We start from the raw sequence: 20067 nt of genomic DNA, 5'->3' as shown, positions 1-20067 counted from the left end.
GGGTGGGGCCTGCTGGAGGACCGCAGCCCGTCGAAGCGGCCGGTTCCCCTGGGCGGGGGACCGGCCGCTTCGTGTCCCGGCGGGTGGTCCCGGCGGGTGGCGGCCACCGCAGCGGCCGGGGCTGACTACGCTGGTCACCAGAGGCAGCAGGATCAGCACAGCAGCGAGGAGCATCACCGTGCCGGTACGAGCGGTCCGGGGCGCCGTCCAACTCGATCGGGACGCGGCCGGGCACATGGAGGAGCAGGTCGGGGCGCTGCTCACTGCCGTCCTGGAGCGCAATGGCCTCTCCGCGGACGACCTGATCAGCATCTGGTTCACCGCGACGCCCGATCTGCGCAGCGACTTCCCGGCGGCCGCCGCCCGGGCGCTCGGCATCGTCGACGTGCCCCTGATCTGCGCCCAGGAACTGGACGTCGAGGGCGCGATGCCGCGGGTCGTGCGCATCCTCGCCCATGTGGACTCCGACCGTCCGCGCGCCGGAATCTCCCATGTCTACCTCGGTGCCGCGGCCGCCCTGCGCAAGGACATCGCCCAGTGAGAACCGCACTCGTCATCGGCACCGGCCTGATCGGCACCTCGGCGGCCCTGGCGCTCGCCGCCCGGGGGGTCGCCGTGCACCTCGCCGACCACGACCCCGAGCAGGCCCGCACGGCCGCCGCGCTGGGCGCGGGCACCGACGAGGCGCCCGAGGGCCCCGTCGACCTGGTGATCGTCGCGGCCCCGCCCGCGCATGTGGCCGCCACGCTCGCCGACGCCATGCGGCGCGGCCTGGGACGCGGCTACCTCGACGTGGCCAGCGTCAAGGGCGGCCCGCGGCGGGAGCTGGAGGCCCTGGGCGCCGACCCGGCGGCCCTGGCCCGCTACCTCGGCACCCACCCGATGTCGGGCCGCGAGAAGTCGGGCCCGCTGGCGGCCAGCGGCGATCTCTTCGAGGGCCGCCCCTGGGTGCTCACCCCGACCCGGGACACCGACACCGAGGTGCTGAACCTCGCCCTGGAACTGGTCTCGCACTGCCGTGCCGTGCCGGTCGTCATGGACGCCGACGCCCACGACCGGGCCGTCGCCCTGGTCTCCCACATGCCGCACCTCGTGTCCAGCATGGTGGCCGCGCGCCTGGAGCACGCCGACGAGGCCGCCGTACGGCTGTGCGGGCAGGGCATCCGGGACGTGACCCGGATCGCGGCCTCCGACCCGCGGATGTGGATCGACATCCTGTCGGCGAACCCCGGCCCGGTCGCCGATCTGCTGGCGGACCTCGCCGGGGACCTCGACGAGACCGTGCAGGCCCTGCGCTCCCTCCAGGCCGCCGACGCGGAGAAGCGGCGCACGGGCGCCCTGGGCGTGGAGGACGTGCTGCGCCGCGGCAACGCGGGCCAGGCCCGGGTGCCCGGCAAGCACGGCAGCGCCCCGCGGGCCTACGAGACGCTCGCCGTGCTCATCTCCGACCAGCCCGGCCAGCTCGCCCGGATCTTCGCGGACGCGGGCCTGGCGGGGGTCAACATCGAAGACGTCCGGATCGAGCACGCCACCGGGCAGCAGGCCGGCCTGGTCCAGTTGATGGTGGAGCAGAAGGCGGCCCCGGCGCTGAGCGCGGCGCTGCGGGAGCGGGGCTGGACGATCCGCCAGTAGCGCGGCGGGCGGCCCCCGCCGTCCGTCCGTCATACCGGGTCCGGGGAGCCAGTAACCTTGTGCGGGGCGCCCTCGCGCCCCGCCCACACCACCACCCCGCACCAGGAAGGTGTCCCCACCGTGGAAAACGGCGCCGCCCGGACCGCCCCGGCAGTGATTGTCGCCATCGACGGCCCCTCCGGCACGGGCAAGTCCAGCACCTCGAAGGCCGTGGCCGCGCAGCTCGGGCTGAGCTACCTGGACACCGGGGCCCAGTACCGGGCGATCACGTGGTGGATGGTCAGCAACGGCATCGACATAACGGACCCGACCGCGATCGCCGCCGTGGCGGGCAAGCCGGAGATCGTCTCCGGCACCGACCCCTCGGCGCCCACCATCACCGTGGACGGCACGGACGTCTCCGGCCCGATCCGCACCCAGGAGGTCACCTCCAAGGTCAGCGCGGTCAGCGCGGTCCCGGAGGTGCGGACCCGGATCACCGAGCTGCAGCGTTCGCTGGCCGCGTCCGCGCCGGTCGGCATCGTCGTCGAGGGCCGGGACATCGGCACCACCGTGCTGCCGGACGCCGACCTGAAGATCTTCCTCACCGCCTCCGCGGAGGCCAGGGCCGCCCGCCGCAGCGGTGAGCTGAAGGGCGCGGACCTGCACGCCACCCGCGAGGCGCTGATCAAGCGGGACGCGGCCGACTCCAGCCGCAAGGCCTCCCCGCTCGCCAAGGCGGACGACGCCGTGGAGGTCGACACCACCGAGCTCACCCTCCAGCAGGTCATCGAGTGTGTCGTGACCCTCGTCGAGGAGAAGCGGGCGGCGAAGTGACCGAGGCTCCGTCCGAGCGGGCCGCCGAGGTGGGGCGCCGCATCGGCGTCCCCCTGATGTACGGGCTGTTCAGACCGCGGGTCCTCGGCGCCTGGAAGGTTCCCGCGACCGGCCCGGTGATCTTCGCGGTGAACCACTCCCACAACGTCGACGGACCGATGGTCATGGGCGTGGCACCCCGGCCGACGCACTTCCTGATCAAGAAGGAGGCGTTCGTCGGCCCGCTGAACCCCTTCCTGACCGGGATCGGCCAGCTGAAGGTGGACCGCACGACCACCGACCGCACGGCCGTCACCCGGGCACTGGGCGTGCTGGGCAACGGGGGAGTCCTCGGTATCTTCCCGGAGGGCACCCGCGGCGAGGGCGACTTCACCTCGCTGCGCGCCGGACTCGCCTACTTCGCGGTCCGCAGCGGGGCGCCGATCGTGCCGGTCGCGGTGCTGGGCAGTGCGGGGCGGCACGGACGGCTGATCAAGGCACTGCCCCCGCTGCGCAGCCGGATCGACGTCGTCTTCGGCGACCCGTTCGAGGCGGGCGACGACAGCGGGCGGCGCACGCGCAAGGCGCTGGACGAGGCGACCGTGCGCATTCAGAAGCGGCTCACTGAGCACCTGGAAAACGCCAGGCGCCTCACCGGGCGCTAGGCGACACTTGAGTAGTGGATCACCGCGGGTGCGGTGCCCACCGATCACCACGATGAACGAGGTACGGACTTCATGAACGACGACATCCAGCCCGAGGGCTCGGCAGAGCACGAGTACGACCACGGGGCGCTCGGCGACGTCGAGTACGCGGAGTTCATGGAGCTCGCCGCGGAAGAGGGCTTCGACCTCGAGGACGTCGAGGGCGCCATCGAGGAGGCCGGACACGGCCCGCTGCCCGTGCTGGCCGTCGTAGGCCGCCCCAATGTCGGCAAGTCGACTCTGGTCAACCGCATCATCGGCCGCCGCGAGGCGGTCGTGGAGGACAAGCCCGGCGTCACCCGCGACCGGGTCACCTACGAGGCGGAGTGGGCGGGCCGCCGCTTCAAGGTCGTCGACACCGGCGGCTGGGAGCAGGACGTGCTCGGCATCGACGCGTCCGTGGCCGCCCAGGCGGAGTACGCGATCGAGGCGGCCGACGCGGTGGTCTTCGTCGTCGACGCCAAGGTCGGTCCCACCGACACCGACGAGGCCGTCGTACGCCTGCTGCGCAAGGCCGGGAAGCCCGTGGTGCTCTGCGCCAACAAGGTCGACGGCCCGAGCGGTGAGGCCGATGCGGCCTACCTGTGGAACCTCGGCCTCGGCGAGCCCCACCCCGTCTCCGCCCTGCACGGCCGCGGCACCGGCGACATGCTGGACGCGGTCCTGGACGCCCTGCCCGAGGCGCCCGCCCAGACCTTCGGCGCGGGCGGAGTCGGCGGCCCCCGCCGTGTCGCCCTGATCGGCCGCCCCAACGTCGGCAAGTCCTCGCTGCTGAACAAGGTCGCGGGCGAGGAGCGCGTGGTGGTCAACGAGATGGCCGGCACCACCCGCGACCCGGTCGACGAGCTGATCGAACTCGGTGGCAAGACCTGGAAGTTCGTCGACACCGCCGGTATCCGCAAGCGGGTCCACCTCCAGCAGGGCGCGGACTACTACGCCTCGCTGCGCACCGCGGCCGCGGTCGAGAAGGCCGAGGTGGCCGTGGTGCTGATCGACGGCTCCGAGAACATCTCGGTCCAGGACCAGCGCATCGTCACCATGGCGGTGGAGGCGGGCCGCGCGCTCGTCCTCGCCTACAACAAGTGGGACACCCTGGACGAGGAGCGCCGCTACTACCTGGAGCGGGAGATCGAGACCGAGCTGGGCCAGGTCGCCTGGGCGCCGCGGGTGAACGTCTCGGCGCGCACCGGACGCCACATGGAGAAGCTGGTCCCGGCGATCGAGGCCGCGCTGGCGGGCTGGGAGACCCGGGTCCCGACGGGCAGGCTGAACGCCTTCCTCGGCGAGTTGGTCGCCGCCCACCCGCACCCGGTGCGCGGCGGCAAGCAGCCCCGCATCCTCTTCGGCACGCAGGCGGGCACCAAGCCCCCGCGGTTCGTCCTCTTCGCCTCCGGCTTCATCGAGGCGGGCTACCGCCGCTTCATCGAGCGGCGCCTGCGCGAGGAGTTCGGCTTCGAGGGGTCGCCCATCCACATCTCCGTCCGGGTCCGGGAGAAGCGCGGCAAGAAGAAGTGAGCTGAGAGCTGATACGCGGGTGGGGCGGGCCTGATTCAGGCCCGCCCCACCCGCATGTCGCACGCCGGTCGCTCAGAGCCCCCTGCGGGGCGCCGGGGGCAGCGCCGCGACGGGGTGCATCCCCCGGGCCTGCCGCGCCACCTGCTGCCAGACGGCGGCCGCCGGGGCCGTGTGGCCGTGCTGGGCGGTCAGCTGGCCCGTGGCGTGCTGAGGGGTGCCGTGGCGGGTGCCGTACGCCCCCGTGTCGTAGGTCCCCGTGTCGTAGGACCCGGTGTCATAGGTGCCCGTGTCGAAGGTCCCTGTGTCGTAGGACCCGGTGGCATACGTCCCGGTGCCGTAGTTCCCGATGCCGTACGAGCCCGTGTCGTGCGGCGAGCCGGAGAAGGGGACGAAGCCCAGCTCCTCCTCGCCGCTGCGGTCGCCCGGGCAGGTCCGGAAGGCGCGGACGTACTCCGCGCAGAGGTCGTCGAAGATCGGCGTGGGCGAGGAGCCGGCCGAGGGGTCCTGGGCCACTCGTCCGGAGGGGATCGGCGGATAGGACTGGCGGCGGGGGACGTCGTATGCGTGCACGTAGTCCCAACGACCCCGCCGTCCAAGGGATGCGGTCGATTCGTCCGGTTCGCCGGGGTCCGCCGCCCCGGAGTGTGCGCCGCTCCGGGCATGCGGCGGCGCACCCCGGGCCGTGGGTGTTCAGGAGCCACCCGCGGGCGCGGAGGACCCGCGCGGGGCCGCGGCCGGGCCCCGCGCCCGCCGGACGGGCCCGGGGCTCAGGTCCCGGCGAGGGGCAGGGCCGCGGCGACGAGCTTCCCGTTCGCCGCCGCCTTGTCCAGGGCGTCCCGCAGCAGGTCCTCCCGCGGCTGACGGCCGATCGAGCCCACGGGGGCCGCGAACATCAGCACCTGCTGGTGCTTGTTGGCCGCCGCCCGCCAGCCGTCGGTGACCTGGAGCGGCTGGTGCGCCTGCCACCAGGCGATCTGCTGCCCGCCACCGCCGGGCTGGAGGACCGCGTGCAGCTGGCCCACGGCGAGCAGCACCGACCAGCCGTGCAGCACGGGCGGCACCCCGGTGATCTGGGTGAGCGGCATGAAGCCCTGCTCGATCAGCAGCGGCAGGAAGTCGTCGCCGATTCCGGTGCCGCCGGGCCGCACGATGGGCGCGGTCGGCTCCACGACGAGCGCCGGATGCAGCTCTCCGGCGATGAGGACGAGTCCGCTGGTGACGCCCAGCACCGCCTGTTCGGGAGCGCCCTGGAGGCCTCCCGTGTCGGCGGCGATGGAGCGGACGGCGCCCTGCAACTGCTCCTCGGTGACCTGGACGACCTGGGAGGGCAGGCAGGTGGCATGGGCGAAGGCGAGGACGGCGGTCTCCTCGCCGATGAACAGGACGGTGCTGGTGCGCTCCTGCTCGGAGTCGCCCGGGGTGCGGCAGGACGTGCAGTCGTAACTGCCCGGGGCGTTCTCTCCGGCGAGCAGCCGGTCGGCTTCTTCGTCGCCGATCTCGGCGCGTACGGCGTCGCTGACGTCGAGCATGCGCGGCACGGGTGGCTCCCTCGGGATGCGGTGCGTGACGGTGCCGGGTGGCTCCCGGCCCATGAGCGCGGGGGTCCCCGGCTCATGAAGATGACAACGGGCGATCTGTGGCCGGAGTCACGCCCGGACGCGAACGGAATCGAACCATCCGAAGCACACGGTGAGGGGCGGGGCGGAATGCGTCACTCCATGTCAACTCGCAGGCTCCGCACGTCAGTTGGTTGCGTGAAGTGAGTCACAGACCGCGAAGGGGGGTGGTCGAAAAATCCTGAAATGAGCGAATGAAAGGGTTGGCCGGAAAAAGGCGATACCGCCGGTAACAGCGAACTGGCCTGGAATGACGGGCCGTTGGTTGAAGACGGGCGGCCCACCTCCATACATTCCTCCGCCGTGTGCATCGAGCACCGCCCGGGAACGTCCACCGGCCGCGCCGCACAGCCGGCGCGCAGCACCATCACCGGTGGACGGGGCGGCGCGCGACGACCGCGTGACCTGCGCGGCCGACGTGCTCCGCCTTGGGGGACCCCGGGTTTGTGGAGAGGGAAATACATGTCTGAATGTGCCGACAGCGCCCGTAAGACCCGCATGACCCGTACCTCGGCGGTCCTCACCGGAGCGGCCCTGCTCGCCCCGCTCGGGCTGCTCGCCGCGACCGGCAACGCCGCCGCGGCCGACGGCGCGGTGTGGGACCGCATCGCCCAGTGCGAGAGCGGCGGGAACTGGCACATCAACACCGGCAACGGCTACTTCGGGGGACTCCAGTTCTCCGCCGGCACCTGGCGCGCGTACGGCGGCTCCGCCTACGCCCCGACCGCCGACCAGGCCTCCAGGGGGGCCCAGATCGCCGTCGCCACCAAGGTCCAGCAGGCGCAGGGCTGGGGCGCCTGGCCGGTCTGCTCCTCCCGCGCCGGAGCGGGCGGGTCCGCGCCCGCCGCCCCCGACGCCGGGGCGGCCGGACACCCGGCCTCGGGCACCGCGTACTCGACGCACTCGTCCCCGCGGTCCGCCGCCACCGGATCCGCCCCCTCGCGGCAGCACGCGAAGGCCCCCGAGCGCACGACGGAACCCGTCTCCCGCGGTGCCTCCCGCGGCGACTACACGGTCCGCGAGGGCGACACCCTCAGCGTCATCGCCGAACGGCACGGCACCACCTGGCAGCAGGTCTACGCGCGCAACCGGGCCGTCATCGGCGGCGACCCCGATCTGATCGTGCCCGGGCAGCGGCTCGCCCTCTGACCGGCCCGGCCCCGCGGGGCCCGGCATCCGTCCCCGGACGGCGCCGGGGCCCGCGGGGCTTCCGCCGTCCGGCGCGTGGCGGGCCTCAGTCCTCTTCGGCTTGATGCCGTTTCGGCTCCGGCTGGGGGATCTGGGCGGCGTACTGGGGGTGGTGCAGATCGAACGCCGGGGCCTCGGAGCGGATCCGGGGCAGGGTGACGAAGTTGTGCCGCGGCGGCGGGCAGGAGGTCGCCCACTCCAGTGAACGGCCGAAGCCCCAGGGGTCGTCGACCTCCACCGGGACGCCGTGGCGCGCGGTCCGCCAGACGTTGTAGAGGAACGGCAGCGTCGACGTCCCCAGCAGGAACGCGCCGATCGAGGAGACCGTGTTGAGCGCGGTGAAGCCGTCGGCGGCCAGATAGTCCGCGTAGCGGCGCGGCATGCCCTCGGCGCCGAGCCAGTGCTGCACCAGGAACGTGAGGTGGAAGCCGACGAACAGCGTCCAGAAGTGGATCTTGCCGAGCCGTTCGTCGAGCATCTTCCCCGTGAACTTGGGCCACCAGAAGTAGAAGCCGCCGAAGGTGGCGAAGACGACCGTACCGAAGACGACGTAGTGGAAGTGGGCCACCACGAAGTAGGAGTCGGTGACGTGGAAGTCCAGCGGCGGCGAGGCCAGGATCACCCCGGTCAGCCCGCCGAACAGGAAGGACACCAGAAAGCCGGTCGCCCACAGCATCGGCGTCTCGAAGGACAGCGAGCCCCGGAGCATCGTGCCGCTCCAGTTGAAGAACTTCACGCCCGTGGGCACCGCGATCAGGAAGGACATGAAGGAGAAGAACGGCAGCAGCACCGCGCCCGTCGCGAACATGTGGTGCGCCCACACGACCACCGACAGCCCCGTGATCGCCATCGTCGCGCCGACCAGCGTCAGATAGCCGAAGATCGGCTTGCGGCTGAACACCGGGATGATCTCCGTGATGATCCCGAAGAACGGCAGCGCGATGATGTACACCTCGGGATGGCCGAAGAACCAGAACAGGTGCTGCCACAGCAGCGCGCCGCCGTTCGCCGCCTCGAACACCTGGGCGCCGAACCGCCGGTCCGCCTCCAGTGCCAGCAGCGCCGCGGCCAGCACGGGGAAGGCCATCAGGACGAGAATCGACGTGAACAGCGTGTTCCAGGTGAAGATCGGCATCCGGAACATCGTCATGCCCGGTGCCCGCATCCCGACGATCGTGGTCAGGAAGTTGACCGCGCCGAGGATCGTGCCGAAGCCCGCCAGCGCGAGGCCCATGATCCACATGTCGGCGCCGACGCCCGGGGTGTGCTCCAGGCTGTTGAGCGGCGCGTAGGCGAACCAGCCGAAGTCGGCCCCGCCCTCCGGGGTCAGCAGCGAGCCCAGCACGATCAGGCCGCCGAACAGGAACAGCCAGAACGACAGCATGTTCAGCCGGGGGAACGCCACATCGGGAGAGCCGATCTGAAGCGGCATGATCTCGTTCGCGAAGCCCGCGAAGGTGGGGGTCGCGAACAGCAGCAGCATGATCGTGCCGTGCAGCGTGAACAGCTGGTTGTACTGGGTCTCGCTCATGATCTGGAGGCCCGGCCGGGCCAGCTCGGCGCGCATCAGCAGCGCCATGACGCCCCCGACCAGGAAGAACGCAAAGGATGTGACCAGATAGAGGTGGCCGATCCGCTTGTGGTCGGTGGTGGTGAGCCAGGCGACGACCCGTTGCCCCGGCCGCCTCGCCGGGAGGGCCTCCGCGGTCGCCCGTGCGGTGTCCGTCCCCATCGCCTGCCCCCTCGTTCCTCGGGTACCGGGCCCGCCACGGGCGCGGCGGTTCGCGCGCTCGCGGCCCCATGACCCGCCGCGCGCCCCCGTGCATGCTCCGCCGGGTGTGTGCGGGGATTCTGTGCCGAAGCCATGTGTTTCTCATGCGGGGCCGGGCGGTGCGCGCGATTCCAGGACCGGAATGGAAAGGACCGGGGAAAACTGCGGACCGCGCTTTCCGCGGGGTTATGACGAACGCGTTCCGAGCCTGCTCGAACCTGCTCCGAATTGCGTTCGAAGAGGTGCGTGGCGGCCGCGGAACCCCTCATACGTGTGACGCGGTTGAGGCGAAACGGGTGCCGTGGTTCTGTGACAGAAGTGTGACCGGAGGGGCATGAGTGGCCTCTGGGACGGCGGATGCACTTCCCTGCCGGGGGACCGCGGCCTAACGTGGCGGCATGGCACCCATTCCCGCCCCCGGCGACGAACCCGAGGACTCCCCGGACGCCTATGTGGGCCTGGAGGCGCACCGGGCCGAGCGGCTCGCCCGCGAACGCGGCTGGAGCACCGTGCGCTCCCTGCCGCCGGGCACGATCATCACCATGGAATACCGCGTGGGACGGCTGAACTTCGAGGTCGTCGACGGCCGCGTCGGGCGCTGCTGGAAGGGCTGAACGGCCGAAGGCCCCGGCTCGCGGTGAGCCGGGGCCTTCGTGGCGCGGGGAGGTTGTGCGTACCGGTCCCCGCGGGTCGTCAGCCGCCCGCCAGGGGCCGCGCCGGTGCGGTGCCGCGGGGCATCCGGTCCGAGTGCGGCGGGCGGCGGCTGCCCGCCGGGGTGACCGGGCTGCGCTCACCGCGGGTGGTGTGCGGTCCGGGGGCCAGATGGACACCGGCCCTGGCCGTACGGGCGGTGGCCGCGGGCTCCCGGGCCGGGGGCTCCTCGCCGGTGGCCGCGAGCGGGGCGACGACTCGCGGGCGGGCGGCCACGGGGGTGGCCGGGGCGGGCGCCGGGACGGCACGGCCGCTGCGCAGACGGTCCCGCAGCTCGAAGACGGCCTCCTCCGCGCGGGCGGTCAGCGGCTCGAACCAGGGCAGGGCCAGCAGGATCAACAGGCCCGCCGCCCAGCCCAGGAGTACATCGCTGAGCCAGTGCGTACCGAGGTAGACCGTGGTCAGGCCGACGCCGAGGGACGTCACCGCGGAGAGCGCGGACAGCCAGCGCCTGGCCCGCGGGGTGGAGGCCAGATAAGCCAGGATGCCCCAGGTCACCACCGCGTTGGCGGTGTGGCCGGAGGGAAATATATCGCCGCCGCGCCACATCTCGTTCGATCCGATGACGGTCGCGTAGTGCGGGCCGAGGCGGCCCATTCCGTACTTGGCGGCGCCCACCGTGATGTTCAGCAGGAGCAGCGCGGCGCCCAGCGAGAGCAGCGGGCGCAGGGTGTGCTGCCGCCAGGAGCGCCAGCCCAGCCAGGACGCGACCATCACCGCGGTGGGGCCGCGCTGGCCCAGCACCACGTAGTAGTCGAGGAACGCGTGGATCTGCGGCCACTGCTGGTACGGCCGGAAGAACATGACCTGCCAGTCGAGCCGGACCAGCCAGGAGGAGACGACGACGGCCCACACGATCGCGGTGTAGAAGGCCAGGGTGGCCGAGAAGAGAACCACTCGGTGCCGGCTCATCCGGGGCACGTCAATGTGGGCCGGGCGTTCAGGCTCACGGTCCAACCGGGCGAAGACCCGGTCCAGACGTCGGCTCAGCTTTCGTTGGGTACGCACTCAATCGACGTTACAGCGAGTGAGCTGCGGGCCCGGCCGAATCACCGGGTTTGTGATGACGATGTGATGTGGGATTCCTCTCAACAGGGGGTTTATTTCTATGGATTCTGTTATCGGAGTGTCGCCAGGTCTTCAATTCCATTGATCGCCACGGGGCTTGGTTATATGGCCATTGCCTATGCGTTCACCGAATGCTGGCGTGGAATTACCCGGCCGATCACCGGCCGTCCGGAGCGGATCATGGCGGACCGGAGCCGTTCAGCCAGAACGCTCCGTATGCGGCCGACGCCAGGGCGACACCGCCGAGAACCGCCGCGGACCTGGTCGGACGCACCCGGGCCAGCGCCCGGGCAACGGGGAGCAACAGGGGGAAAGCGGGCAGCAGCAGCCGCGGTTTCGAGCCGAAGTAGCTCGACGCGCACAGGGCCAGCAGGACGACCACACCCGTGTACACCAGCAACGCCAGGGGCTGGCCCTGCCGGACGCACAGCATGTACAGCCATACGACCAGAGCCACTCCGACGACCAGTCCCGCACCGGCGAGGGCGGCGGGCCAGGAGGTGAACTTCTCCGCGACGAAACGGGCGAAGGCGTAGCCGCCGTCGAATCCGTTGCGCCAGCCGGCCTGGACGTCGAGATAGCCGAGAGGCCCCCGGCCGGTGCGGTGGCCGACCCACAGGATGTAACCGGCGGCGCCGAGCGGGGCGATCAGCAGGCCGAGCGCCCGGCGCAGCCACGGAACCCCGGCCGCCGGGCGGGTGCGCCGCTCGCGCGCCCAGGAGACGGCCGCCGCCGCCCAGACCGCGGCGACGACGGCCGCGCCCACCGGCCGGGTCAGACCCGCGAGCGAGGCGAGCACCCCCGCCGTCACCCAGCGGCCGCTGAGCACCGCGTACAGCGACCAGGCGGCCAGCGCCGTGAACAGTGACTCGCTGTACGCCATCGACTGCACGATCCCCACCGGCAGCACCGCCCACAGCAGCGCCAGGCAGACGCCCGTCCGGCGGCCGTACAGACGGTCCCCGACGGCGAAGATCCCCCAGGCCGCCGCCAGCGAGGCCAGCGCGGCCACCACCAGACCCGCGTCGGCGCAGGACAGCGGGGACAGGGCCGCGCCGAGCCGCTCCAGCCAGGGCAGCAGCGGGAAGAAAGCCAGATTCGAGTGCACATCGCCGTTCGGCAGGCGGACCTCGTAGCCGTAGCCGAGAGCGGCGACCCGGGTGTACCAGAGCGAGTCCCAGCGGGCGGCCAGCAGGGTGTGCGGGCTGGTGCCGCGCGCCGCGCTCCACAGGGCGAGGGCGACGAGACCCACGGCGCGTACCGCCGCGTATCCCAGGAGGGCGGGGGCGGCCCGGCGCAGGGCGCCGGGCGGGGAGGGCGCCGGGCGCCGGGGTTGCTCGTCCATCCGCCCGATTATCGAGGGCGCGGGGAACCGGGGCCGTCGGCGTCGCGTGGTCCTCCGCGGGGAGGTGGCGCACGCCACACCGTCTCCCCGGGGAACCTGAGAGGTCCGCCACGCGGCCGCTCGGGGAACTCGCGTACTCTGGCGACTCACTCGCTTCGGCCGTCCCCCGGGAGAACCGCTCCTCCCGGTACCGGCGCGGGGCGTCCCCACCCCCGTGCACCGCCGGAGCGAGGGACCATCAGGGAGGTACCTCTATGTCCGGGACGACCACGGCCGCCATCGCGGCTCGCCGTCGGGCGGCCGGGGCAGGTGCGAGTCGCTGGGTCGTCCTCGTCGTCCTCTGCGTCAGCCTGCTGCTCGTCGCCGTCGACGCCACCGTGCTGCATGTCGCGATGCCCGCCGTCACCGAGGATCTCAAGCCCGGTGCGATGGAACTGCTCTGGATCGTCGACACCTATCCGCTCGTCTGCGCCTCGCTGCTGATCCTCTTCGGCACGCTGGGCGACCGCGTCGGCCGCAGACGCGTTCTGCTGCTCGGCTACGGCCTGTTCGGCGTCGCCTCCGGGGTGGCCGCCCTCGCCCAGGACGCCCAGGTGCTGATCGGCGCCCGGGCGCTGCTCGGCGTGGGCGGCGCGATGATCATGCCCGCGACCCTGTCCATCCTGCGCCAGGTCTTCCCGGACCGGCGCGAGCGGGCCCTCGCCATCGGCATCTGGAGCGCGGTGGCCGCGGTCGGCGCGGCGATCGGGCCGCTGCTGGGCGGCTTCCTCCTTGAGCACTTCTGGTGGGGCTCGGTCTTCCTGATCAACATCCCGCTGATGCTGGTCAGCCTGCCGGTCGGACGGCTGCTGCTGCCGGAGTCCAAGGGCGAGGGCGACGGCCCCTGGGACGTGCTCGGCGCACTGATGGCGGCGGGCGGCCTCTTCGGTCTGGTGCTCGCCGTGAAGCGGCTCGGCGCCGGGGAGTCGCCGCTCGACCCCTACACCCTGCTGCCGCTGCTGGCGGGCGTGGGCCTGATGACCGGCTTCGTACGGCGGCAGCGGCGCCGCACCCACCCGCTGGTGGATCTGCGGATGTTCGCCCGCCCGGCGTTCGGCACTTCGGTCGGCTGCATCGTGCTGGCGATGCTGGCGCTCGTCGGCCTCGAACTCATCGCGGCCCAGTACCTCCAGCTGGTGCTGCGCCTGTCACCGCTCCAGACGGGACTGCGGCTGCTGCCGCTGACGTTCGCCGCGATGGCGGCGGGCCTGGTCGGCTCGCAGCTGCTCCAGCGCTTCGGCCCCCGCCGGATGGTGGTCTCCGGCTTCCTGCTGACGGCCGCCGCGGTGCTCACGCTCACCCTGATGGGCGGTCACGACAACCCGGGCCTGCTCCTGTCCGGTTTCGTCCTGCTCGGCTTCGGCCTGGAGACCACGCTGTTCGGCGCCTACGAGTCGATGCTGAGCGAGGCGCCCCAGGCGCAGTCCGGCGGTGCCGCGGCGATCGGCGAGACCTCGTACCAACTGGGCGCGGGCATCGGGATCGCGCTGCTCGGCAGCGTGATGAACGCGGCGTACACGCCCGGACTCTCCTCGGTGCAGGGCGTCCCCGCCTCGGCGGCCCGGGACGCCGGCCAGTCGCTCGGCGAGGCCTACCAGGTGGCGGACCGGCTCGGTGGCGCCCGGGGCGCGGCCCTGCGCCACGCGGCGCGCGACTCCTTCGTCCACGGTCTGCATCTGACGCTCCTGGTGAGTGCCGGACTGCTGCTGCTGGGCGCGGTGATGGCACTGCGGCTGCCGCGGGCCATGCAGTGCGAGGCGCCGTCCCCGGCGGGCGAGGCCGCCGTTCCGGCGCCGCGCAGGACCGAGGACGCGCGCGTCTCGGCCTGACCCGGGCGCCGGGGTGTGCGCGGGGGCGCGCGGCCGGGGGTCCACGGGCGCCCGGCGCGGGGCCCGGTACTGGACGCCCGGCGCGGGGCGTCGTACGGTCGGCCCGTCCAGTCCTGGCTAGCGCTGCTAGTTTTCAGTGTCACGGAGGCTGCCCCCATGACCCCGTCCCCGTCCCTGCCCCCCTTCGACCCCGCCGACCCGCTGGGGATCGACGACCTGCTGGACGCCGAGGACCTGGCCATCCGCGACACGGTGCGGACCTGGGCGGCGGAGCGCGTACTGCCCCATGTCGCCGAGTGGTACGAGCGGGGCGAACTGCCTCAGATCCGTGAACTCGCCCGGGAGCTGGGCTCGCTGGGCGCCCTCGGCATGTCGCTCAGCGGCTACGGCTGTGCGGGGGCCAGCGCCGTGCAGTACGGCCTCGCCTGCCTGGAGCTGGAGGCCGCCGACTCCGGGATCCGCTCCCTGGTCTCCGTGCAGGGCTCGCTCGCCATGTACGCCGTGCACCGCTTCGGCAGCGAGGAGCAGAAGCAGCAGTGGCTGCCCCGGATGGCCGCCGGTGAGGTCATCGGCTGCTTCGGGCTCACCGAGCCCGACCACGGCTCCGACCCCGCCTCGATGCGCACCCACGCCAAGCGCGACGGCTCCGACTGGGTCCTGAACGGCCGCAAGATGTGGATCACCAATGGCTCGGTCGCCGGGATGGCCGTGGTGTGGGCGCAGACCGACGAGGGCATCCGGGGGTTCGTGGTGCCCGCCGGGACCCCCGGCTTCTCCGCCCCCGAGATCAAGCACAAGTGGTCCCTGCGGGCGTCCGTCACCAGTGAACTCGTCCTGGACGACGTGCGGCTGCCCGCCGACGCCGTACTGCCCGCCGTGGTCGGGCTCAAGGGGCCGCTCGGCTGCCTCTCCCACGCCCGCTACGGCATCGTGTGGGGGTCGATGGGGGCGGCCCGCTCCTGCTTCGAGTCCGCCGTCGCCTACGCGCGCAGCCGGGAGCAGTTCGGCCGGCCCATCGGCGGCTTCCAGCTCACCCAGGCCAAACTGGCCGACATGGCCGTCGAACTGCACAAGGGGATCCTGCTCGCCCACCACCTGGGGCGGCGGATGGACGCCGGACGGCTGCGGCCCGAACAGATCAGCTTCGGCAAGCTCAACAACGTACGCGAGGCCATCGACATCTGTCGTACCGCGCGGACGGTCCTCGGTGCCAACGGGATCTCCCTGGAGTATCCCGTGATGCGGCACGCCACCAATCTGGAATCGGTGCTCACCTATGAGGGCACCGTCGAAATGCACCAGCTCGTGCTGGGCAAGGCGCTCACCGGGCTCGACGCCTTCCGCTGAGCCTGGGTCTGGGTCTGGGGCTGGGGCTGGGTCTCGGCCCGGGTCCGGGTCGGGGCCCGAAGCGGGCAGGGCCGGTGAACGGCCCTGCCTCAGCTCTGGTTGAAGAACCCGTCCTGCGGACGGCTCGCGGCGTCGCCGCTGACGATCTCCGTGTGCGCCGGGGTCAGCAGGAAGACACGGCTGGAGACCCGGTCGATCGAGCCGCGCAGACCGAAGATCAGCCCGGCCGCGAAGTCCACGACGCGTTTGGCGTCGCCGGACTCCATGTTGGTGAGGTTCATGATGACCGGGACACCGTCCCGGAAGAGCTCGCCGATGGCCCGGGCGTCCCGGAAGCTGTCCGGGGTGACCGTGCCGATCCGGCGGCCCTTCTCCTCCGCCGTGTCGGACGCCACCTGCACCCGCGGGTCGGTCACCCAGGCATCGCCGTGGTCCTGGCCCTCGGCGTAGTCGTCGTCGTAGTAACGCTCGTCATCGTTGTCGTCGACGAGGCCCAGCCAGGCACTCGCCTTGCGTACCGATCCCATGGACGCCTCCTCTCACAGCGGTCTTTCAAGCCGTCCGCACCTCCATGGTCGTCCATGATGCGGATGTGGCGCCAAGGGGATAGACGCCGCGCGGGGGTTTCGTGACGGTACTGGTGCACAGTCAGTACGTCGAGAGCCCGCGTGTCCCAAGGGCCGTACGGCAAACCACTGCTGACTGAGAGTGAAATAATATTTGCGGCGGCGTATGGGTGACGCGTCGTGCGTACGGGTGAACGAGGTGGCAGTTGAGCCGCCGTGGATCACCGTGGCCCCACCGGACATCCGGCTTGCAGCAGCAATTCTGACGCTGCCTCAGAAAAATCCGGGGTGCGAAGTTCCCTCGTCCGAGCGAGGGGGAACGAGAGAGGACAGGACGGGGCGGGTCGGGAAACTGCGGAAATACTGTTTCCGATCCGTAAAACAAGCACATGATGTGGTGACCGGTGCGGCAACGGGTCGTTGGTCGGTCGCGGGACCCTTTCCGGCCGTCCCTACGCCCCGGCCTCCACGACCCCGCCCCTACCCAAGGCAGGTCCGTGCACCTCACCATCCGCGCCCGGCTGCTGAGGACCCTCGTCCTCGCCCTGGCCGTGCTGCTCGCCCTGCTGGGCGCGGCCGCTGCGGAGCAGCTCTCGGCATACCGCGACGCGGCGGCCGCCGCCGCGAACGCCCGGCTCTCCGCCACCCTTCAGGGACTGGTCCACGCACTTCAGAAGGAGCGCGGACCGACCACCGGATACCTCGGCGGCGCACGGCAGTTCCGCGCGGCGCTCCCCGCGCGCCGCAGAGCCACGGACGCCGCACGGGCCCGGCTCGCCGAGGCGCTCAGGGGCCGCGACGGCACGGCAGCCGCCTCCGTGCGCGCGACCCTGCCTCGGCTCGACGTGCTCACGGAGGTCCGCCGCCGCACCGACGACGGCAGCGGCACGGCCGCGGAGGCCTTCGACGGCTTCACCGCCGCCATCACCGCCCTCGACCGGCCCGGGCTCGGCCTCGACGACGCCCGCGACAGCCGGCTGCGCGCCGCCTGCCAGGCGCTCAGAAGCCTCGGCCGCGCCAAGGAGTTCACCGGCGAGGAGCACGCCCTGGTCCTCGGCTCGGCGGCCGCCGGACGGTTCCGCGCCGACGGCTACCTCCGCTTCCTCGGCCTCCGCGCGGGCAGGCTCGCGGCCCTGGACGACTTCACCCTTTCGGCCACCGCGGCCCAACGGCGGTGGCTGGACGCCGCGCTCGCCGCACCGGCCGCCGTCCGCACCCTCGGCTACGAGAACGCCGCGCTGCACGGCGGCGGCCGGATCGGCCCGCACGGCGTGACCCCCGAGTCCCGGTGGAAGTCCGCCGACTCGGCCCTCGACGGCCTGCGCACCGTGCAGCTCTCCCTCGGCCGGGACGTCGAGGACCGCGCCGCCGGGCTGGAAGGAGCGGCCCGGCGCGCCCTGGTGCTGTTCGCGCTGTTCGCCCTCGGGACGGTCACCGCGCTCGGCCGTCTCGCCCTGGACTGCGTCCGCGCGGTCTCCACCCCGCTCGTCCAACTCGCCGCGCAGACACGGGAGACGGCCGGGATCCGGCTGCCGCTGACACTCGCCACCGTGCAGCACCGCGGTCCCGGCCGGACGCCGCCGCCCGAGCCGCTCGCCGTGCCCGGCCGGGCCGCGCCGGAGGTGCTCCAGGTCGCCGCGGCGTTCGACCGGGTGCAGCGGCTCGCCTACGACCTCGCCGTGGAGCAGGCGGTGCTGCGCCGGGACACCGCGCGGGCCGCCGCCGGGAAACGCGGTCGGGACATACCGGGGCCCCGGCGGGCCGGACGGCTCGACGTACGGGAGCGTGAGGACGCCTGACGCCTGACGCCTGACGCCTGACGCCTGACGCCTGACGGCTGGGGCGTCTCAGCTTTTCGCTCGCGGCGGCCGGGGCGTCAACTCCTCGTCCCTGACGGCCGGGACGGCCGGGACGGCAGGGACGAAGAGCAGGGAGGGGAGGGGAGAAGCGTGTGTGAAGGCGAGGGAAGAGCGCATGGGGCGGCCCTGATCAGGGCGTGCGGTGCATGCGGCGGGGTCGGCTCAACAGGAGGAGGACCACACGCGACCGAAGTCGATGTGGGAGCGGGTGACCAGCCGCTGCTGTGGGCGCATGTCCTCAGTGGAACAGGCGTCCCCTTCCACGTCAACTGACGTGAGACGCACGGCTCACAGTACGGACAACCTTGACAGGCCGGGGAAACGCCCACGTACTCTCGGTGCACGGCTCTGCTGAGGGGCTCGGCCGTACAGCACGTCCGTGTGAAGGCACCACCCGTGTTCGATCCGACGCATCACGGAGCCTTCCTATGCCTGCCCCTGCCCCACGGGCCACGGCCGCCCGAAAGGCCACCCTCCCGCCTGCCGTCCCGCTCGGCAGCGTGCGTCACGCCTCGGCGAAGTACCCCGCCCGCGCCGCGGAATGCGGAATGCGGCCGATGAGAGGCGCACGCCGTTCGCTGGTGATCGTCGGAGGAGTCGGGCCGCGGGACACCGGCTATCTGGAGCGGATCGCCGCCGCCAACGCGCCCGAACCGTACGCCGGTTCCTTCCTGGGCGTGCACCCGGTGGACCGGCTGGACCCGGTGGGTCCGCACACCGATGCCCGGGGCGCGGGCATCGCCGCCTGAACGGCACAGGCCGCCCACACGACTTCGGGGCCGGTGCCCGTACTCCGGGCCCGCCCAAGAAAGGTTTCCTCAGATGACCTCATGGCACGGCCGGGGCATGCTGCACCTGGCCGCCGCGGTCGACGTCCGGGTGGCCCGCGACAGCGGAGCTGCCGTGGAGCTGATCCGGCTCGCGGAGCGCGGGGCACTGGACTTCGTGACGCTCGGGGACGGGCTCGCGGAGGGCGGTTCCGGTGAGTTCGGGGGTGGTTCCGGTGGGTCCGGTGACGGCTCGGCGGGCCCTGGTGCGGCCTGGGAGGGGTGCGCTGCGCCCGGCTCCGACGCCCTCGGTGTCCTGCTCCGCGCCGCTTCCGCCACCGGCCGTATCGGCCTGGTGGCCGACCTGGCCGACCTGGCTGTCGGCCGCGGAGGCCCGTTACCCGTTCCGGCGGCGGTCGAGGCCCTCGACCGGGTCAGCCGGGGGCGGGCCGGCTGGCGGTACCGGGAGACGGGCGGTCCGGGCGGGACGCCCCCGCTGCCGTCCGTCCCGCGGCAACTCCCGTACGGGATGACGGAGGAACGGGAGCGCGTTCCGGCGCGAGGGCACCCCGTCCGGGTCGTCGACGCCACCGACCCGGGCGCCCGCCGTGCCGCGGGCCGCCATGCCGATGTGGCGCTGGTACGGGCGGAGAGCCTCGCCGCGGCCGTCGCCGCGCGCACCGAACTCCTCCACGCGGCAGCGGAGTCGGGCCGGAACCCCGGGAGCCTGCGCGTCCTGGCGGCGCTGATCGTGGACCTGGGCGAGGGGGAGTGCGCGGCCGAGCCGGGGTGGGGCGGCCTCCGGCCCCGGGCGGCCCGCGGGCGTGGGGGAGCCGTCGGGGGATCCCGGCGGACCGGGTGCGGTCCGCTTTACCGGGGCGGTCCCGTCGACCTGGCCGAGCTGATCGCCGCCTGGCACGAGACCGGTGCCGTCGACGGCTTCCACCTCACCCCGGTCGAGCCGCGCCGCGACCTGGAGCGGCTCGTCAACGGCACGGTCGCACTGCTCCAGCACCGCGGCCGGTTCCGCACCTTCTACCCGGGCAGCACGCTGGGGGAGCACCTCGGGATCACCGGGACCGGCCGCCGCCCGCGCCCGTCCACCGTGACCGGGGGGACACCATGACCGTTGCCGTACGGCACGCCGTCCCCCAGACCTACGGCACGCCGTCCCCCTGCCGTCCGGCCCGTACGGCACGCCGTCCCCTCCCGGCCGTCCAGCTCGTAGGACACGCCGCCCCTCCCCGGCCGTCCGGCTGAGGCGGGCCCCGTCGCCGTAGGGCGGAAGGGGTTCCTCCGGACGGACGCGGCCGAT

Annotated in this window: 18 protein-coding genes; 12 read left to right on the top strand and 6 right to left on the bottom strand. The window is 72.7% G+C overall.

Annotated elements, in window-relative coordinates:
- The first annotated feature begins 178 nt into the window (after positions 1-178).
- The 5 genes from aroH to der all read left to right on the top strand — a co-directional run bounded on the left by aroH (position 179) and on the right by der (position 4646).
- The gene (gene aroH / locus ACIHAA_RS12605; protein ID WP_399816073.1) at positions 179-541 is read left to right on the top strand and encodes a chorismate mutase; all 363 of its coding nucleotides are present in this window, start codon (positions 179-181) and stop codon (positions 539-541) included.
- On the top strand, positions 538-1632 hold the full coding sequence (locus ACIHAA_RS12600; RefSeq protein ID WP_399816071.1) for a prephenate dehydrogenase: 1095 nt from the start codon (positions 538-540) through the stop codon (positions 1630-1632). The genes aroH and ACIHAA_RS12600 overlap by 4 nt, the downstream gene beginning before the upstream one ends.
- A gap of 120 nt (positions 1633-1752) precedes the next feature.
- Entirely contained in the window at positions 1753-2448 is a 696-nt protein-coding gene (cmk, locus tag ACIHAA_RS12595; protein WP_399816069.1) for a (d)CMP kinase, read from the top strand.
- Positions 2445-3092, top strand: coding sequence for a lysophospholipid acyltransferase family protein (locus ACIHAA_RS12590; protein ID WP_399816067.1), 648 nt, complete (start codon positions 2445-2447; stop codon positions 3090-3092). The genes cmk and ACIHAA_RS12590 overlap by 4 nt, the downstream gene beginning before the upstream one ends.
- A 72-nt stretch (positions 3093-3164) precedes the next feature.
- Positions 3165-4646: a ribosome biogenesis GTPase Der gene (gene der, locus ACIHAA_RS12585; RefSeq protein ID WP_399816065.1), complete on the top strand. Its 1482-nt coding sequence runs from the start codon at positions 3165-3167 to the stop codon at positions 4644-4646.
- Positions 4647-4718: 72 nt separating this feature from the next.
- Here the strand turns inward: der and ACIHAA_RS12580 are convergent, their stop codons facing one another.
- Positions 4719-5216 (bottom strand): hypothetical protein, encoded by a 498-nt coding sequence (locus ACIHAA_RS12580; RefSeq protein ID WP_399816063.1) that lies wholly within the window; start codon positions 5214-5216, stop codon positions 4719-4721.
- A gap of 197 nt (positions 5217-5413) precedes the next feature.
- On the bottom strand, positions 5414-6184 hold the full coding sequence (locus tag ACIHAA_RS12575) for a hypothetical protein (protein ID WP_399816061.1): 771 nt from the start codon (positions 6182-6184) through the stop codon (positions 5414-5416).
- A 540-nt stretch (positions 6185-6724) separates the two neighbouring features.
- On the opposite strand from ACIHAA_RS12575, the gene ACIHAA_RS12570 reads away from it, so the two are divergent.
- The gene (locus ACIHAA_RS12570) at positions 6725-7411 is read left to right on the top strand and encodes a transglycosylase family protein (protein WP_399816060.1); all 687 of its coding nucleotides are present in this window, start codon (positions 6725-6727) and stop codon (positions 7409-7411) included.
- Between the two features lie 85 nt (positions 7412-7496).
- On the opposite strand, the gene ctaD is transcribed toward ACIHAA_RS12570, so the two are convergent.
- A complete protein-coding gene (gene ctaD, locus ACIHAA_RS12565) occupies positions 7497-9182 on the bottom strand; it encodes a cytochrome c oxidase subunit I (protein ID WP_399816058.1) in 1686 nt (561 codons plus the stop codon).
- Between the two features lie 437 nt (positions 9183-9619).
- Here ctaD and ACIHAA_RS12560 point away from each other — a divergent pair, with 437 nt between their 5' ends.
- Complete coding sequence (locus ACIHAA_RS12560; protein ID WP_399816056.1) at positions 9620-9835, top strand: I78 family peptidase inhibitor; 216 nt, start codon at positions 9620-9622, stop codon at positions 9833-9835.
- Positions 9836-9914: 79 nt separating this feature from the next.
- Here ACIHAA_RS12560 and ACIHAA_RS12555 read toward each other — a convergent pair whose 3' ends face one another.
- Together ACIHAA_RS12555 and ACIHAA_RS12550 are read right to left on the bottom strand one after the other, a co-directional pair.
- Positions 9915-10940 carry a phosphatase PAP2 family protein gene (locus tag ACIHAA_RS12555; RefSeq protein WP_399816055.1) on the bottom strand — a complete coding sequence of 342 codons (1026 nt, stop codon included), beginning with the start codon at positions 10938-10940 and terminating at the stop codon, positions 9915-9917.
- Positions 10941-11178: 238 nt separating this feature from the next.
- Positions 11179-12345, bottom strand: a complete 1167-nt coding sequence (locus tag ACIHAA_RS12550) for a glycosyltransferase family 39 protein (RefSeq protein ID WP_399816054.1) — start codon at positions 12343-12345, stop codon at positions 11179-11181.
- Between the two features lie 254 nt (positions 12346-12599).
- Between ACIHAA_RS12550 and ACIHAA_RS12545 the strand changes: the two genes are divergently transcribed.
- Complete coding sequence (locus ACIHAA_RS12545) at positions 12600-14213, top strand: MFS transporter (RefSeq protein WP_399816052.1); 1614 nt, start codon at positions 12600-12602, stop codon at positions 14211-14213.
- A gap of 156 nt (positions 14214-14369) precedes the next feature.
- Positions 14370-15560: an acyl-CoA dehydrogenase family protein gene (locus ACIHAA_RS12540; RefSeq protein WP_399816050.1), complete on the top strand. Its 1191-nt coding sequence runs from the start codon at positions 14370-14372 to the stop codon at positions 15558-15560.
- Between the two features lie 89 nt (positions 15561-15649).
- Here ACIHAA_RS12540 and ACIHAA_RS12535 read toward each other — a convergent pair whose 3' ends face one another.
- The gene (locus tag ACIHAA_RS12535; RefSeq protein ID WP_399816048.1) at positions 15650-16087 is read right to left on the bottom strand and encodes a cell division protein SepF; all 438 of its coding nucleotides are present in this window, start codon (positions 16085-16087) and stop codon (positions 15650-15652) included.
- A 536-nt stretch (positions 16088-16623) separates the two neighbouring features.
- Here ACIHAA_RS12535 and ACIHAA_RS12530 point away from each other — a divergent pair.
- From ACIHAA_RS12530 to ACIHAA_RS12520, 3 genes are all read left to right on the top strand, one after another.
- Positions 16624-17925 carry a nitrate- and nitrite sensing domain-containing protein gene (locus ACIHAA_RS12530; protein ID WP_399816046.1) on the top strand — a complete coding sequence of 434 codons (1302 nt, stop codon included), beginning with the start codon at positions 16624-16626 and terminating at the stop codon, positions 17923-17925.
- A gap of 617 nt (positions 17926-18542) precedes the next feature.
- A complete protein-coding gene (locus tag ACIHAA_RS12525; protein ID WP_399816044.1) occupies positions 18543-18734 on the top strand; it encodes a hypothetical protein in 192 nt (63 codons plus the stop codon).
- A gap of 73 nt (positions 18735-18807) precedes the next feature.
- The gene (locus ACIHAA_RS12520; RefSeq protein ID WP_399816042.1) at positions 18808-19878 is read left to right on the top strand and encodes an FMNH2-dependent monooxygenase; all 1071 of its coding nucleotides are present in this window, start codon (positions 18808-18810) and stop codon (positions 19876-19878) included.
- The last annotated feature ends 189 nt before the right edge of the window (positions 19879-20067 follow it).

The sequence above is a fragment of the Streptomyces sp. NPDC052040 genome (genome assembly GCF_044548405.1).
Lineage (GTDB): Bacteria > Actinomycetota > Actinomycetes > Streptomycetales > Streptomycetaceae > Streptomyces.
The sequence above is the reverse complement of the archived record's forward strand: the minus strand, read 5'-3'. Positions and strand labels throughout refer to the sequence as shown.